At 48.4% G+C, this 15793-nt stretch carries 15 protein-coding genes; all 15 read left to right on the forward strand.

Features of this window, described 5'->3' with window-relative positions:
- Positions 1 to 307 precede the first annotated feature (307 nt).
- The 15 genes from ONT19_RS02880 (at position 308) to ONT19_RS02950 (ending at position 15771) form a co-directional block, all read left to right on the forward strand.
- The gene (locus tag ONT19_RS02880; RefSeq protein WP_264952338.1) at positions 308 to 1756 is read left to right on the forward strand and encodes an SLC13 family permease; all 1449 of its coding nucleotides are present in this window, start codon (positions 308 to 310) and stop codon (positions 1754 to 1756) included.
- A 136-nt stretch (positions 1757 to 1892) separates the two neighbouring features.
- Positions 1893 to 2870 carry a 6-phosphofructokinase gene (gene pfkA / locus ONT19_RS02885; RefSeq protein ID WP_117692823.1) on the forward strand — a complete coding sequence of 326 codons (978 nt, stop codon included), beginning with the start codon at positions 1893 to 1895 and terminating at the stop codon, positions 2868 to 2870.
- Positions 2871 to 3078: 208 nt separating this feature from the next.
- Positions 3079 to 4605 (forward strand): F0F1 ATP synthase subunit beta, encoded by a 1527-nt coding sequence (gene atpD, locus ONT19_RS02890; RefSeq protein ID WP_264952337.1) that lies wholly within the window; start codon positions 3079 to 3081, stop codon positions 4603 to 4605.
- 18 nt (positions 4606 to 4623) lie between these two features.
- Positions 4624 to 4863 carry an ATP synthase F1 subunit epsilon gene (gene atpC, locus ONT19_RS02895; protein WP_022121941.1) on the forward strand — a complete coding sequence of 80 codons (240 nt, stop codon included), beginning with the start codon at positions 4624 to 4626 and terminating at the stop codon, positions 4861 to 4863.
- 54 nt (positions 4864 to 4917) lie between these two features.
- Positions 4918 to 5361, forward strand: a complete 444-nt coding sequence (locus ONT19_RS02900) for a hypothetical protein (protein WP_117692825.1) — start codon at positions 4918 to 4920, stop codon at positions 5359 to 5361.
- A gap of 48 nt (positions 5362 to 5409) precedes the next feature.
- Positions 5410 to 6519 carry a F0F1 ATP synthase subunit A gene (gene atpB, locus ONT19_RS02905; RefSeq protein ID WP_264952336.1) on the forward strand — a complete coding sequence of 370 codons (1110 nt, stop codon included), beginning with the start codon at positions 5410 to 5412 and terminating at the stop codon, positions 6517 to 6519.
- Between the two features lie 80 nt (positions 6520 to 6599).
- Positions 6600 to 6839, forward strand: coding sequence for an ATP synthase F0 subunit C (gene atpE / locus ONT19_RS02910; protein ID WP_006846851.1), 240 nt, complete (start codon positions 6600 to 6602; stop codon positions 6837 to 6839).
- A gap of 137 nt (positions 6840 to 6976) precedes the next feature.
- Positions 6977 to 7477, forward strand: coding sequence for a F0F1 ATP synthase subunit B (gene atpF, locus ONT19_RS02915; protein WP_264952335.1), 501 nt, complete (start codon positions 6977 to 6979; stop codon positions 7475 to 7477).
- A gap of 8 nt (positions 7478 to 7485) precedes the next feature.
- A complete protein-coding gene (locus tag ONT19_RS02920) occupies positions 7486 to 8022 on the forward strand; it encodes a F0F1 ATP synthase subunit delta (RefSeq protein WP_118066550.1) in 537 nt (178 codons plus the stop codon).
- 23 nt (positions 8023 to 8045) lie between these two features.
- Complete coding sequence (gene atpA / locus ONT19_RS02925; RefSeq protein WP_117692831.1) at positions 8046 to 9632, forward strand: F0F1 ATP synthase subunit alpha; 1587 nt, start codon at positions 8046 to 8048, stop codon at positions 9630 to 9632.
- 6 nt (positions 9633 to 9638) lie between these two features.
- Positions 9639 to 10613 (forward strand): F0F1 ATP synthase subunit gamma, encoded by a 975-nt coding sequence (locus tag ONT19_RS02930; RefSeq protein WP_264952334.1) that lies wholly within the window; start codon positions 9639 to 9641, stop codon positions 10611 to 10613.
- A gap of 395 nt (positions 10614 to 11008) precedes the next feature.
- On the forward strand, positions 11009 to 11668 hold the full coding sequence (locus ONT19_RS02935; RefSeq protein WP_264903886.1) for a UpxY family transcription antiterminator: 660 nt from the start codon (positions 11009 to 11011) through the stop codon (positions 11666 to 11668).
- Positions 11669 to 11674: 6 nt separating this feature from the next.
- Positions 11675 to 12472, forward strand: coding sequence for a polysaccharide biosynthesis/export family protein (locus ONT19_RS02940; RefSeq protein ID WP_264952333.1), 798 nt, complete (start codon positions 11675 to 11677; stop codon positions 12470 to 12472).
- Positions 12473 to 12527: 55 nt separating this feature from the next.
- The gene (locus tag ONT19_RS02945) at positions 12528 to 15020 is read left to right on the forward strand and encodes a GumC family protein (RefSeq protein ID WP_264952332.1); all 2493 of its coding nucleotides are present in this window, start codon (positions 12528 to 12530) and stop codon (positions 15018 to 15020) included.
- Between the two features lie 34 nt (positions 15021 to 15054).
- Positions 15055 to 15771: a tyrosine-protein phosphatase gene (locus ONT19_RS02950; RefSeq protein ID WP_220429005.1), complete on the forward strand. Its 717-nt coding sequence runs from the start codon at positions 15055 to 15057 to the stop codon at positions 15769 to 15771.
- Positions 15772 to 15793 lie beyond the last annotated feature (22 nt).

Below are 15793 nucleotides of genomic sequence, written 5' to 3' on the forward strand. Positions count from 1 at the left end.
GCTGTTTTTAGTGGGTTCCTTCGGAGAAATACATAATATATATATACGCTTAACCTTTTCATATTCTGATAACTTCCTCCTCGATATTTCTTCCTGTGATGTTCTTCTCTGTTATCCGTGTTTTCATCTGATTCTATGATGAAAATGAAGAGGGAAGAAAAATAATGGCGAAAGAAAAAAACGGGCGAAATTTTCATTTGTATGAAAATGAGTTAAATTCATTAAAAAAAGACACCGAAATGTTGGCGATAACAAAATAATTGTTACCTTTGCGTTCAAAATGTAATGAATATAATAAAATAATGATATGACACTAGTCATCCTTGCCATACTGATACTGGCATATATTCTCATTGCAACCGAGAATATTACCAAGGTGAACCGTGCTGCCGTAGCCATCTTTGCTGGAACGGTAGGATGGGTTCTCTATATCTGTTTCGGTATGGACTTCGTGACCAGTGAACACTCTTCTGATTATTCACGCTATCTGAATCTCGGAATGTGGAACGAGATAGAATCCACCAGTACAACGGTGAAGTATTTTATTGCCCGTAACATCTTCCTTCCTTATGTGGGCAGAGCAGCAGAAATCGTACTCTTCCTGCTTGCCACTATGACGATAGTTGAAATTCTCAATAACAACGGATGCTTCGATTTTATACGCCAGTTGTTACGTACCCGAAGCGCCAAGAAAATGCTATGGATTCTCGCTGCCGTAACCTTTGTTATCTCGGCAAATCTCGATAATCTTACTACAACAGTGATGATGCTTACGATGATGCATGGGGTAATTCCAAACCGTCGTCAGCGCATGGTGTATGGAGGTGCCATTCTGCTTTCTGCCAACTGTGGCGGAGCTCTTACCGTTATCGGAAATCCGGAAGGACTGGTAATGTGGAATATGGGTGCTGTAACGGCTACCCATTATTTCCTGTCGCTTCTGCTGCCATGTCTTGCTGCCTGGCTCATACCGTTGGTGATGATGCAGCGAATGCTGCCGGAAAGAGTAGAGACAGAATGGATTGCTATGCCATACCGCGGGGATGATACCCGTCTCAATGTATGGCAGCGCTTGCTGATGCTCTTTGTGGGCATCGGTGGATTGTGGTTTATCCCTACCTTCCATAATATTACGAAATTAAGTCCTTTCCTCGGTGCGCTCTGCGTATTGGGTGTACTCTGGATTGTGAACGAGATATTTAACCGTAAACTAATGAATATGGATGCGATGGCTGACCGTCGCACTCCTAGAGTGTTACAATACGGAGTCGTCCAGATGATTCTCTTCGTGATGGGTATCATGCTTGCCATCGGAGTGGTGAAGGAGACCGGCGCTTTTGACGATTTTGCTGCTTTTCTCAACTCTGTCGGTATGGATGATAAGCATCCTGGCGTGTTGCTGCATGGTGTCTTGGCTGGTATCATCAGTACTGTACTTGACAACTTTGCTACAGCCATGAACTTTTTCTCCCTTCATGATTTGGCAAATGTGAATGATCCTTCATTCAGCATGCTTACTGATTATCATACTAATGGTATCTACTGGCAGATGATAGCATATTGCGTAATGGCTGGTGGTAACGTTCTTGGTATCGGTACAATCAGCGGTCTTGCCCTGATGAAGATGGAACGTATGCACATGGGATGGTATTTCCGCAATATTGGCTGGAAAGCTATGATGGGTGGCGTCATCGGACTTGCTATCCTTTGGCTCTCCCATATCCTGGTGGCTGGTGCCGCAAACCTAATTATTTAAATCGATAAGCCCAAACAAAGCAAGGGGTATACCCTTGGATCCCTACTATATATGTAGGGGTAATGGATGAAAAACATCATCCTGAGAGGATAATAAACTAACATTAAAGATATATATAATATAATAAGGTATAGTTATGGCAAAGATTAAGACTATTGGAATTTTAACATCTGGAGGAGATGCTCCAGGTATGAATGCTGCTATCCGTGCGGTTACCCGTTCGGCTATCTACAACGGTTTCACTGTGAAAGGTATCTATCGTGGTTACGATGGTCTCATCAATGATGAAATTAAAACCTTTTCTACTGAGAATGTAAGCGGTATCATCGGCACAGGTGGTACGATGCTGAAGACAGCCCGTTCTAAGGAATTCATGACCGAGGAAGGTCGTCAGAAGGCATTTGAAACGATTCAGAAAGAGGAAATAGATGCGCTTGTCGTGATTGGCGGTAACGGTTCGCTGACAGGTGCGATGAATTTCGCACGTGAGTTTGATGTATGCTGCATCGGATTGCCAGGAACAATTGATAATGACCTTTATGGTACCGACAATACAATCGGTTATGATACTACGATGAATACCATCGTAGAATGTGTAGACCGCATCCGTGATACTGCGCAGAGCCACGAGCGTATCTTCTTTATCGAGGTGATGGGTCGTGATGCCGGTTTTCTGGCGCAGAACTCAGCTATCGCCAGTGGAGCAGAGGCAGCTATCATTCCAGAGGATTCTACCGACGTAGACCAGTTGGCTCAATTCATGGAGCGTGGTATCCGTAAGTCTAAGAAGAGCTGTATCGTCATCGTGTCAGAGAGTCCTAAGTGCGGTGCTCTTTATTATGCCGACCGTGTGCGTAAGGAGTTCCCTGAGTTTGATGTACGTGTATCCATCCTGGGTCACTTGCAGCGTGGTGGTCGTCCATCAGCCCGTGACCGTATTCTTGCGAGCCGTACCGGTTGTGGTGCCATCGAGGCTATCATGCAGGGACAGCGCAATGTGATGATTGGTGTACGCAACAACGAGGTGGTATACGTGCCACTTTCTGAGGCCATCCGCTCAGATAAGCCATTCGACCGTAAACTGATCAAGGTTTTGGACGAGTTGAGTATCTAATTTATAGAGATTGGAGTAAGAAGAGGGGAGTTTGGACTCCTGACTTCTTGCTTTTGCATAGGAAAATGGTTTAAAGGGAACTAAAAATGGTTTAATAAGGTATAAAAGCCGAATAAAACTTTTAATTAATTTGTGGTTTCCATAAATTGTTGTTACTTTTGCAGCCAAGAATAATATAAATATATATAACATTTAAACTAATAAGCTTATGTCACAAATTAACGGACGTATCTCTCAGATTATCGGTCCTGTTATCGACGTTTACTTCGATACAAAGGGCGAGAATCCAGAGAAGGTGCTTCCTAAAATTTATGAAGCTCTGAAGGTAAAACGTCCAGACGGACGCGAGCTTGTCATCGAGGTGCAGCAGCACATCGGTGAGGATACGGTTCGCTGTGTCGCTATGGATAATACTGACGGCTTGCAGCGCGGCTTGGAGGTTATCCCTACAGGTAACCCAATCCAGATGCCAGCCGGAGAGCAGATCAAGGGCCGTATGATGAATGTCATCGGACAGCCTATTGATGGTATGAATGAATTGGACATGAAGGGTGCTTATCCTATCCACCGTGAGGCTCCGAAGTTTGACGAACTTTCTACTCACAAGGAGATGCTTGCTACCGGTATTAAGGTGATTGACCTGCTTGAGCCTTACATGAAGGGTGGTAAGATTGGTCTTTTCGGTGGTGCCGGTGTAGGTAAGACGGTGCTCATCATGGAGTTGATCAACAACATTGCCAAGGGACACAACGGTTACTCTGTATTCGCTGGTGTAGGTGAGCGTACTCGCGAGGGTAACGACTTGATTCGAGATATGCTCGAGTCTGGTGTTATCAAGTATGGCGAGAAGTTCCGTAAAGCTATGGAAGAAGGTAAGTGGGATCTCTCACTTGTCGATCCTGAGGAACTTGCCAAGAGTCAGGCTACCCTGGTATATGGTCAGATGAATGAGCCACCTGGGGCACGTGCTTCTGTAGCTCTCTCTGGTTTGACCGTAGCTGAGGAGTTCCGTGATCACGGAGGTAAGAATGGTGAGGCAGCAGATATTATGTTCTTCATCGATAACATCTTCCGTTTCACCCAGGCTGGTTCTGAGGTATCTGCGCTGTTGGGTCGTATGCCATCAGCCGTAGGTTATCAGCCAACGTTGGCTTCTGAGATGGGTGCCATGCAGGAGCGAATCACTTCTACCAAGAATGGTTCCATCACCTCAGTACAGGCCGTTTATGTGCCTGCCGATGACTTGACCGACCCTGCTCCAGCTACCACCTTTACTCACCTGGATGCTACCACTGAGCTTTCCCGTAAGATTGCATCTCTCGGTATCTATCCTGCCGTAGACCCGCTGGGTTCTACCTCTCGTATCCTCGACCCGCTGATTGTGGGCAAGGCGCACTACGATTGTGCACAGCGAGTAAAGCAGTTGTTGCAGCGTTATAACGAGTTGCAGGATATCATCGCCATCCTCGGTATGGATGAGCTCTCTGATGAGGATAAGTTGACCGTGAACCGTGCACGCCGGGTACAGCGTTTCCTGAGCCAGCCATTCACCGTAGCAGAGCAGTTCACCGGTTTGAAGGGTGTGATGGTTCCTATTGAAGAGACTATCAATGGCTTCAACGCCATCCTCGACGGTGAGGTAGATGACCTGCCAGAGCAGGCATTCCTCAACGTAGGTACTATTGAGGATGCCAAGGAGAAGGCTAAGCAGTTGCTCGCAGCAGCACAGGCGTAATCTTTAAATCCACGGCTTATGTTACAGCTAAAGATAGTATCTCCTGAGAAAGTAGTCTTCCAGGGTGAGGTAGAGAGCGTACTGGTTCCGGGAACCCTCGGCTCGTTCGAGATTCTCAAGGATCACGCGCCTATCATCTCTTCGCTCGAAGTGGGCAAGGTGGAATACACTACCAAGGAAGGCAAGCAGGTAATGAACATCAAGGGCGGATTCGTGGAATGTAAGAAAAACGAAGTAAGCCTTTGTGTAGAAGTATAATTTAGTTAATAGTTGACAGTTAATAGTTGACAGCTATATTGATAAAAAAGAATAATGGAAAAAGACGAAAAGTTGCGCTTGCAGACTATCAGACAGGCGAGCATCAGGTATAAGCAGATTTCTTTGTGGCTTACAGCAGCAGTGGCTCTTGCCGTGCTCTTTGCCTGCAGATTATCTGCTCAATGTGATGATATGATAGCCCAGGTTGTTAACCCGCTGGTAGTGAGTGCGATATTCTCACTCGTTGCAAGTACTGCTTATGGTGAAGCATGGAAGGCTGTTGCAAAGTCATCGCCAGCCAATCTCGCCAAGTTCTACATGGCGGCGCTGGTCATCAAGATGGTAGCCGGTACATTGGTGTTCCTCATCTATGTGCTGGTATGCGACAAGCAGAATATTCTGGGCTTTACCGCCATCTTCGCCCTTTTCTATGTCGTACTTCTCGTGTTCGACTGCATCTACTTCGCTCGGGTAGAGAAAAAGAACCGTCTTTCATAAGCGGTTCTGAAACAAATAATTAATAAACAAAAGTAAGAATTAAAGAATATGAAACATCTCAAGCAATTCCTTTTGATGGCGATGCTGCTCTTCACGCTGGCACCTCTGCAGGTATCGGCTAAGGAGAACATCGATGTGAAAGAGATATTGTGGGGTCATATCAAGGATTCTTATGAATGGCATATCACCAAGGTGGGAGATCATCCCGTAGTGATTCATCTGCCAATCATCGTTAACACCACTTCGGGCTGGCACGTGTTCTGCAGCAGCGAATTCTCTGAAGAAAGAGACGCCAACGGCGACCGTCCCGGACCTTATAATCTGGTGATCAAGAACGGTGATGCACAGACGAATCCCAACAAGATAGTAGAGAAGGTGGGAGGCCAGGAGGTTCGTCCTCTCGACATCTCCATCACGAAGACCGTTTGCGTGCTCTTCATCGATGCTATCATCCTGTTGGTTTGTATTCTGATTCCAGCTCGCTGGTGCAAGAAGCACAAGATAGATGATCCGGCACCTAAGGGATTTGTAGGACTGATGCACATGTTCGTCATGTCAGTATATGAGGATGTGATCAAGGCTACGCTCGGTAAGGAGGCGCCAAAGTACGCACCATGGTTGCTTACTTGCTTCTTCTTCATCTTCGTTGCCAACATCATGGGTATCGTACCATTCCCTCCAGGTGGTGGTAACCTGACGGGTAATATCGCCTGCACCGTATTCTTCGGTGTAACGACATTCCTGATCACCAACTTCACCGGTACCAAGGAATACTGGAAGGATATCTTCTGGCCGGAGGTACCAACCTGGTTGAAGGTGCCAGTGCCACTGATGCCATTCATCGAGCTCTTCGGAATCTTTACGAAACCGCTGGCTCTGATTATCCGACTCTTCGCCAACATGATGGCGGGTCACGCCATCGCACTTTCGTTTGCGGCTATCATTTTCATCATGTTCAACATCAGTGAGAATGCTATCGCCAACTATGTGGCAGGTACGGGTATGACAATAGTAAGTGTTGCGATGAGCGCCTTTATGATGCTCCTCGAAGTATTGGTAAGCTACATTCAGGCATTGGTATTCACCATGCTGAGTGCAGTATTCATCTCGCTGGCTCATGTAAAGTCTCATGAGGCTGAGCCAGAGGTAGTGAAGTAGTTTATAGATTATAGATTACGGATCTAATTTCTTTCAGATAATAAACAAAGAAAATATAAACAACTTAAATTATTAAGATTATGTTATCACTTTTATTAGCAGCAGAGATTGCAAAGTTGGGTGCCGCAGTAGGTGCAGGTTTGGCCGCTATTGGCGCAGGTATTGGTATCGGTCGCATTGGTGGCCAGGCTATGGACGCTATGGCTCGTCAGCCAGAGAAGATGGGCGACCTCCGTTCTTCTATGATTATTGCAGCTGCGTTGGTTGAGGGTGTTGCGTTCTTCGCTGTCATCATCGCCATCCTGGCAATCGTTATGTAATCATCTCATCTGTCACTATCATCTGCCCCGATAAAAGGAAGTCTCAGGCATCAGCCTGATGTCTTTCCGGGGCATGATAGAGATGATTCTAGAGTTAGTTAAAATAAAACGTTTAAGTAAAACTTTAACCAGTATATATGGATTTATTAATTCCTGATAGCGGTTTGCTTTTCTGGATGACGCTGGTCTTCATCATCGTCTTTGTCATCCTTGCCAAGTTTGGCTTCCCAGCCATCATTGGTATGGTGATAGCGCGCAAGGCTTTCATCGATGAAAGTCTGAAGAAGGCTCACGAAGCCAACGAGAAGCTTGCCAATATCCAAAAAGAAGGTGAATCCATCTTGCAGGAAGCTCGCGAGAAGCAGGCTGCCCTCCTCAAGGAGGCTGCCGAAACCCGCGATGCCATTGTAGAGAAAGCACAGGATAAAGCACGCGAAGAAGGCGCACGTCTCCTCTCTGATGCCAAGAAGCAGATTGAGACCGAGAAGCAGAACGCCATTCGTGAAATCCGCGGCCAGGTAGCCGAACTCTCTGTTCAGATTGCAGAGAAGGTGCTCAAGGCTAAGCTCTCTGACGACAAGGCACAGATGGATATGATAAATCGACTGCTGGACGAGGTTTCTTCTGACAACAAATAGTAAAGCTTATGGATATAGGTGTAATATCGGTGCGTTATGCCCGTGCCCTCATCAAGGCTGCACTCGGCATGAAGCTCGAAGATCAGGTCTACCAGGAGATGCAGACGCTCTTTAAGAGCTACATCGACGTGCCTGAACTGAGATTTACGATAGACAACCCTATGCTTTCCAAAGACAAGAAAGAGGCACTTCTCATCACAGCCCTGGGCAAGAAGCCTACGGAACTGAGCAAGAAGTTTATCGCTCTCGTCTTGAAAGAGGATAGGGAGAGCACCCTGCAATTCATGGCTGCTTCGTATATCACTCTTTACAGGAAACAGAAGAACATCATCCGCGGTAAGCTGATCACCGCCACTGCCGTTGACGCCTCTACGGAGGACAAGATGCGCAAGATGGTGGAGCAGAGAACGAAAGGTACTGTGGAGTTCAAGACCGAGGTGAACCCTGAACTGATTGGCGGTTTCATCCTTGAGTATGATACTTACAGAATGGATGCGAGCGTAAAGACTAAGCTCAACAACATTCTGACACAGCTCAAAAAGTAAAAATAATTAAAGTAAATAACAAAATGTCAGATAAAATTAAACCAAGTGAGGTGTCTGAGGTTCTTCAGCAGCAGCTCCAGGAGGTTAATGGCTCTCAGCAGTTTGACGAGGTGGGTACTGTGCTTACCGTCAGCGATGGCGTGGCTCGTATCTATGGTCTGCGTAATGCCGAGGCTAATGAACTTCTTGAGTTTGAGAATGGAACCATGGCTATCGTCATGAACTTGGAGGAAGACAATGTAGGTTGTGTCCTCTTAGGTCCTACAGCTGGCATCAAGGAGGGACAGAGCGTGAAGCGTACACACCGTATTGCTTCTATCCGCGTAAACGACAACTTCCTCGGACGTGTCGTAAACCCTCTGGGTCAGGCTATTGATGGTCTGGGTGACATCGACCTCACCGATTCTTTCGAGATGCCTTTGGATCGTAAGGCACCTGGTGTAATCTATCGTCAGCCAGTAAAGGAACCTCTTCAGACTGGTTTGAAGGCGGTAGACTCTATGATTCCTATCGGTCGTGGACAGCGTGAGTTGATCATCGGTGACCGTCAGACCGGTAAGACTGCCATCGCAGTGGATACCATCATCAACCAGAAGAGTTTCTATGAGGCTGGCAAGCCAGTATATTGTATCTATGTAGCTATCGGTCAGAAAGCATCTACTGTTGCAGCATTGGTACAGAACCTCAAGGAGCATGGCGCCCTGCCATATACCATCATCGTAAGTGCTACCGCTGCCGATCCTGCAGCCATGCAGTATTACGCACCATTTGCCGGTGCAGCTATCGGTGAGTACTTCCGCGACCGCGGTTACTCAGCTCTCGTAGTATACGATGACTTGAGTAAGCAGGCTGTGGCTTACCGTGAGGTATCTCTGATCCTCCGCCGTCCATCAGGACGTGAGGCTTATCCTGGTGATGTGTTCTATCTCCACTCTCGTCTGTTGGAGCGTGCCGCTCGTATCAACGACCAGCAGGAGGTAGCCGAGCAGATGAACGACCTTCCAGAGTGCATGAAGGGTCACGTTAAGGGTGGTGGTTCTTTGACAGCCCTTCCTATCATCGAAACACAGGCAGGTGACGTATCAGCATACATCCCAACCAACGTGATTTCCATCACCGACGGTCAGATCTTCCTTGAGACCGACCTCTTCAACCAGGGCTTCCGTCCAGCGATCAACGTAGGTATCTCCGTATCTCGTGTAGGTGGTTCTGCCCAGATCAAGAGTATGAAGAAGGTGGCTGGTACACTGAAGATTGATATGGCTCAGTATCGTGAGTTGGAGGCCTTCTCTAAGTTCTCTAGCGATATGGATGCCGTAACAGCAATGACTCTGGACCGTGGCCGTAAGAACGACCAGTTGCTGGTTCAGCCTCAGTACCGCCCAATGCCGGTAGGCGAGCAGGTAGCTATTCTCTACTGTGGTGTTCACGGATTGATGCACGACGTGCCAATGGATAAGGTTCGCGACTGTCAGGATCAGTTCCTCGATGCTATGCGCAGCCAGCACGCTGATGTGATTGAGACTTTGGGCGATGGTAAACTCACCGACGATGCCATTAAGGCAGTCGAGGAGACCATGGCTAATGTTGCAGGACAATATAAAGCGTAATAGCCTATGCCGTCATTAAAAGAGATTAAAACTCGCATAGCCAGCGTTAACAGTACCCGTAAGATTACGAGTGCGATGAAGATGGTGGCTTCCAGTAAGTTGCATCATGCTCAGGTAGCTATCCAGAATATGCTGCCTTATGGAAATATGCTGGAACATATCCTCAAGAGTTTCCTGGTAAGTACTCCGAATGTCGACCATCCGTTGCAGTTGGAGCACAAGGAGATCAAGCGTGTAGCTCTTGTGGTATACAGTTCTAACAGCAGCTTGTGTGGTGGATTCAATTCCAACGTTATCAAGATGATGATGCATGCGGTGGACGAGTATAAGGCTCAAGGCATTGACGACATCACGGTATATCCTATCGGACGAAAAGTGGCAGAGAAGGCACAGAAACTGGGTTTGAAGATTGGCGGTAACTTTAATGATCTTGCCGATCATCCTCATGCCAGCGCCTGTGCAGATATCGCCCATTCACTTGCCAAGCAGTATGCTGCTGGTGAGCTCGATAAGGTGGAGATGATTTATCATCACTTTAAGAGTGCCGGTTCACAGATTCTGACCCGCAAGACTTTCTTGCCTATTGACCTCAGCACTGAGTCGATAGGAGTGGACAACGATCGTGACCTTACCTCTAATGTGGCTACGGCAAAGGCTCAGGAATATCTGCGCCAAAAGCAGGCTGAAGCTGACGGACGCCAGAGTTCTGAGGCAAAACCTCTGAATGATGACTTCATAGTAGAGCCAGACTTGGAGACTGTTTTGGGAGTCTTGATTCCTAAGCAGCTTCGTCTGATGATTTATACAGCGTTGCTGGATAGCCAGGCGAGTGAGCATGCTGCCAGAATGGTGGCCATGCAGACCGCTACGGATAATGCCGATGAACTCTTGCGCGAACTCAACTTGCAGTACAACAAGAGTCGTCAACAGGCCATTACCAATGAATTGCTTGATATTGTGGGAGGTAGCGTAAACAACTAAGTTTCCTTCCATCTGTATAATGTTTAATCGGGGTAAATCACTTATTGAAAGAGATTTACCCCGATTTTATGTTTTGTATGCAAATAAAATAGTAAAATTAACATATATTAGGAAAACGGTTAAAAAAACTAATTTTAGCTAAAGTTGCGCTAACATTCTTTCGTTTTTTTTTTTTTGTTAACTTTGCGGCGCGTTTGAGAACTAAACCAGGAAATATGAGGCTTAGTTACCCAAATGGGATTGCGGGTACAGCATCGCCTGGATCAGGGTTGCTCCGAACGACAGAAGCTTTACGAGAAGTATACTGTCTCAATCTCCTTGCTGCTTGTGACGACTCGTTTCGACATAAGGGGGAAGAGAAAATGTGTCTGTATAAGAATACTTAAAATGAAAGAATGGACAATTCAATAAAAGATATCAATCATTCTCTAAGCATACAAGCCGAGACTCTTGGCGAACCAGCCAAGACAGAGGCATCATGGTATGCCATGCGCGTGTTCATGAACAAAGAGGCGCTTTGCCGGGACTTGTTCAACCTGTTCAACAACGTGCTTAAGGATCCTGACCAGATGAAAAACACATTCCCCGAAGATATGATGGGCGATGTGATGGAATATTACGCCCCCTTCGTAAAAGAGAGACATGTAAACAGCCAAGGCAAGAAGATTGTGGTGGAGCGCCCACTCATACCCTCGCTTTTCTTCATGCGCAGCAACAAGCGACAGGCGCTATGCCTGGAGCGGGAACTGTGTGGCAAGGCAAGGCTATATCGCCAGCTGGTGGACTTCGACCCACAGCCCATCGCCATTCCCAACCGACAGATGCAGATGTTCATGATGGTATCGTCGGGCGATCAGGAGGGGCTGGAATATTTCGAGGATGGAGCCTTCAACTGGAAGAAAGGTGAACGTGTCAGGGTCATCGACGGCAGGTTCAAAGGTCTGGAGGGCGAAATCAAGCGCATCAATGGCGACCATCGGCTCATCGTTATGATAGAGGGAATCTGTGCCGTCGCCACCACCTATATACCAAGATGTTTTCTAGAAAAAATATAAAATCATATGAAATATCGTAATTCATTGCTTTCTGGAGCTTTTTGTACGGGACTTCTTGTCCTGTCAGCTTGTGGAACCCCACGACAAATAGCTTATTTCCAGGATTTTAACCAAAATCCTGACACGCTAATCAATCTGAAAAGTGCGGTGATTACCGCCAAGCCAACAGATAAACTCTACATCGGCGTGAAGAGCAAGGATCCACAGATCACACAGCTCTTCAACCTTACGGGAACCGCCACCAGCTACTCTACGTCGTCCATCGCCAAGGATGCCTATTATTATACGGTAGACAGCAAGGGCAACATCGACTTTCCTGTGCTGGGCACCCTGCATGTGGCAGGTCGTACCCGAGAGCAGATTGCCGAGGAAATCAAGAAAGTTCTCGTGGAGCGCAACTTGGTGAAGGATCCCGTGGTGACCGTCAGCCTGACAAATCTCCACTATTCGGTGATTGGTGAGGTGGCACGCCCTGGACAGTATGAAATCGAGGACGAGAAAGTGACTATTCTCGATGCCCTTAGCAAGGCGGGCGACCTGACCATCTATGGCACCCGCGAAGACGTGATGGTGTTGCGCCAGGAAAACGGCCACCAGAAGATATACAAGATCAATCTCTGCTCGGGAAACAGCGTGTTCAACAGTCCGGTATATTACCTGCAGCAGAACGACGTGGTTTACATCAGCCCCAACGAGACCAAGGCTCGCCAGAGCACGGTCAATGGCAACAATGTCAGGAGCACGGGCTTCTGGATTAGCCTTGCCTCACTTGCCACCAGCGTGGCAGTACTTATCAAGAAATAATGTAAGAGTAGAGTGAACACTCACCACTCAACATTCAACACTCAACATTCAAACAATGATTCAGAATAATCAAGCGACGATGCAGAATGCTTCGGGTCGTCGCCCCCAGCAGGCAGAAGACTTCATTCGTCTGCAAGACTTAATGTATCTGTGCCTTGTGCGCTGGCGATGGTTTGTTATCTCGCTCGTCGTCACCCTGGGCATAGCCACTTATTACCTCCTCTCCACGCCGGGTGTCTATCAGCGCACGGCATCCATCCTCATCAAGGAAGACGGCAAGAGCCAGAGCATCAACAGCGATGTGGCCAGTATGTTCTCCGACATGGGACTCTCGGGAGGCAAGTCGAACGTCAACAACGAGTTGATTGCCATTCAGTCGCCAGCCGTCTTGCTGGAGGCAGGCAAGCAGCTTAAACTCGACGTAAACTACAGTGAAGACGGTACCTTCCATCCTGTGGCTCTCTATGGCAGAACGCTGCCTGTAACCGTTCGTTTCTATAGCTTGAACGATATGCAGAGCGCTAATTTGGATGTAGAGGTAAAGCATGGCAACCTGTTTTCCATCGTACATGTGAGTGGCACCGACAAGGCTGGAAACGAAGTGGAATCGGACGAGGAGGTACAGGGCAAGCTGGGCCAGACCGTCCGCACGGCGATGGGCTATGTATGCGTAGACCAGGCACCGGGCTATTCAGCCTTCGTCAATGGACATGAGAGCAGGAAACTGCATGTGACCCGCACCAACCTCTATGCCATGACCGACCATATCAAGGCGTCGCTCTCGGCAAGCATCAGCGAGGAGAAGGCAACAGTCATCGACCTGACCTATAAGGACCAGCTCACCCAGCGCGCCGAGGACGTGCTGAACACTATCATCTCCGTATACCGCAAGAACTGGATAGAGGACAAGAACCAGATGACCGTCTCCACCTCCCATTTCATCACCGAGCGCCTGGGCGTCATCGAGCGAGAACTGGGCGACGTAGACAATGACATCTCCTCGTTCAAGAGCCGCAATCTGCTGCCCGACGTAGAGACCGCCGCACAGCAATACATGCAGAAGAGCGGCGACGTAGACAAGCAGATACTCGAGCTGAACTCACGCCTCTCCATGGCACGCTACCTGCGCGACTTCCTGACGGGCAAGGTGGGCAAGAACCAGCTCCTGCCAGCCAATATCGGCATCAACAGCCCGGGCATTGAGCAGCAGATTACCGAATACAACAAGCAGCAGCTGGAGCGCAACAACCTGGTGGCTAACTCCAGCGAGCAGAACCCATTGGTGGCTGACTATGACCAGAGCCTCGCCTCCATGCGCCATAGCATCGTAACCAGTATCGACAACTTCGTGGTGACACTCAACTCGCAGCTTGGCAACCTGCAGGCAAACGAGGCGCAGACCACCAGCCAGATAGCCAGCAACCCTAGCCAGGCAAAGTACCTGCAAACGGTGGGTCGCCAGCAGAAGGTGAAGGAGGCGCTCTACCTCTTCCTCTTGCAGAAGAGAGAGGAAAACGAGCTTTCCAAGGCTTTCACCGCCTACAACACGCGCATCATCACCCCTCCTACGGGCGACATCAAGCCCGTGCAGCCTGTGCGCCGCAACATCATCCTCGTGGCTTTCGTTCTCGGATTCCTGATACCTGTGGTAGTCATCTTTATCCGTGAGAACATGAACACGACGGTGAGGGGCAGAAACGACCTCAAGAACATCACCATACCATTCCTCGGTGAGATACCATACTGCATCAGTCGCAAGAACAGACCAACTCTTCTGCAGCGCATCCAGTTCTGGAAGAAGCCGAAGGAGACGCGACAGATTGTGGTGAAGGCAGGCAAGCGCGACATCGTGAACGAGGCGTTCCGCGTGCTGCGCACTAACCTGGAGTTCATGATAGGTACCCATCCTGAGCAGAACGTCATCATCCTTACGTCTTTCAACCCAGGCTCGGGCAAGAGTCACCTGGCAGCCAACATCGCCATGTCGTTCGCCATCAAGGAGAAGAAGGTACTCGTCATCGATGGTGACCTCCGCCATGGTTCCATATCCATGCTCGTGGGCAGCCCTGGCGAGGGACTCAGCGACTATCTCAACGGCAGAACCGATGACCTGGAGGGCATCATCTGCCATGGCGAGGAGTATGGACTGGTGAAGGGTTTCGACGTGCTGCCTATCGGTACCATGCCGCCTAACCCTACGGAGCTCCTCTTCACCGACCGTCTGGAGAAGATAATCAAGCAGATCAGGGGTGAGTACGATTATGTGTTCATCGACTGTCCACCTGTGGAAATCGTGGCAGATACCCAGATTATAGAGAAATTTACCGACCGCACCATCTTCGTGGTACGCTCGGGCTTGATGCAGCGCAGTATGCTGGGCGACATCGAGCAGCTCTACAAGGATAAGAAATTCAAGAATATGTCACTCATTCTGAACGGAACCAAGGCTCAGGGCGGCCGCTACGGCCACTACTATCGCTATGGCTATCACTATGGCTATGGCTACGGCTACCACTACGGCTCCGACAAGAATGGGGGGCAAAAATAGGAAAGTAGAAAATAGGATAAAAGAATAGAAAAATATGAATATATTCCGTGAGGCGTTCCGTTGGATTTGCAATCCGACGGCAATCAAGAAAGCACCATCAGAGAGACTCCCCGGCGGCATCGACTGGCACTGCCACATCCTGCCCGGCGTGGACGACGGATTTCAAGAGGTAAAGAAGTCGTTGGAAATGTTGTGCCTTTACGAAGGCGCAGGCATGAGGGATGTCTGGTTTACGCCTCATATTATGGAAGACGTACCCAACGAGACCACCCATTTGCGCCAAGTATTTGCGAACTTCCAAAAACAATATCAGCAGGACTTCGCTGAGCGAAACCCTGCTGACAGAAAAATGCTCCGGCTGCATCTCGCAGCCGAAAATATGCTAGATGCGCTCTTCGAAAAGCGCCTGAAGGCAAACGACCTGTTGCCGCTGGGCGAGGATGGCAAACTCCTGTTGGTGGAGACGAGCATCTTCTCTGCCCCGATGAATTTCCATGCCCTCCTGGAGCGCATCAAGAACAAGGGCTACACGCCCGTGCTTGCCCATCCTGAGCGCTACCTCTACATGGAGAAGCGCGATTACGAGAAGCTCAAGTTGATGGGCATAAAGTTCCAGCGAAATGTGTTCTCGATAGATGGACAGTATGGCAAGAAGGTGCAGAAACGATGCAAGTGGCTCATGAAGCAAGATATGTACGACATGGTGGGCTCCGACATGCACCGCCTCGGCATCTTCTGGCAATACTGGTAGAATTAGAACTTAAGGTTTGATT

This window comes from Segatella copri, assembly GCF_026015625.1.
Taxonomy (GTDB): domain Bacteria; phylum Bacteroidota; class Bacteroidia; order Bacteroidales; family Bacteroidaceae; genus Prevotella; species Prevotella copri_H.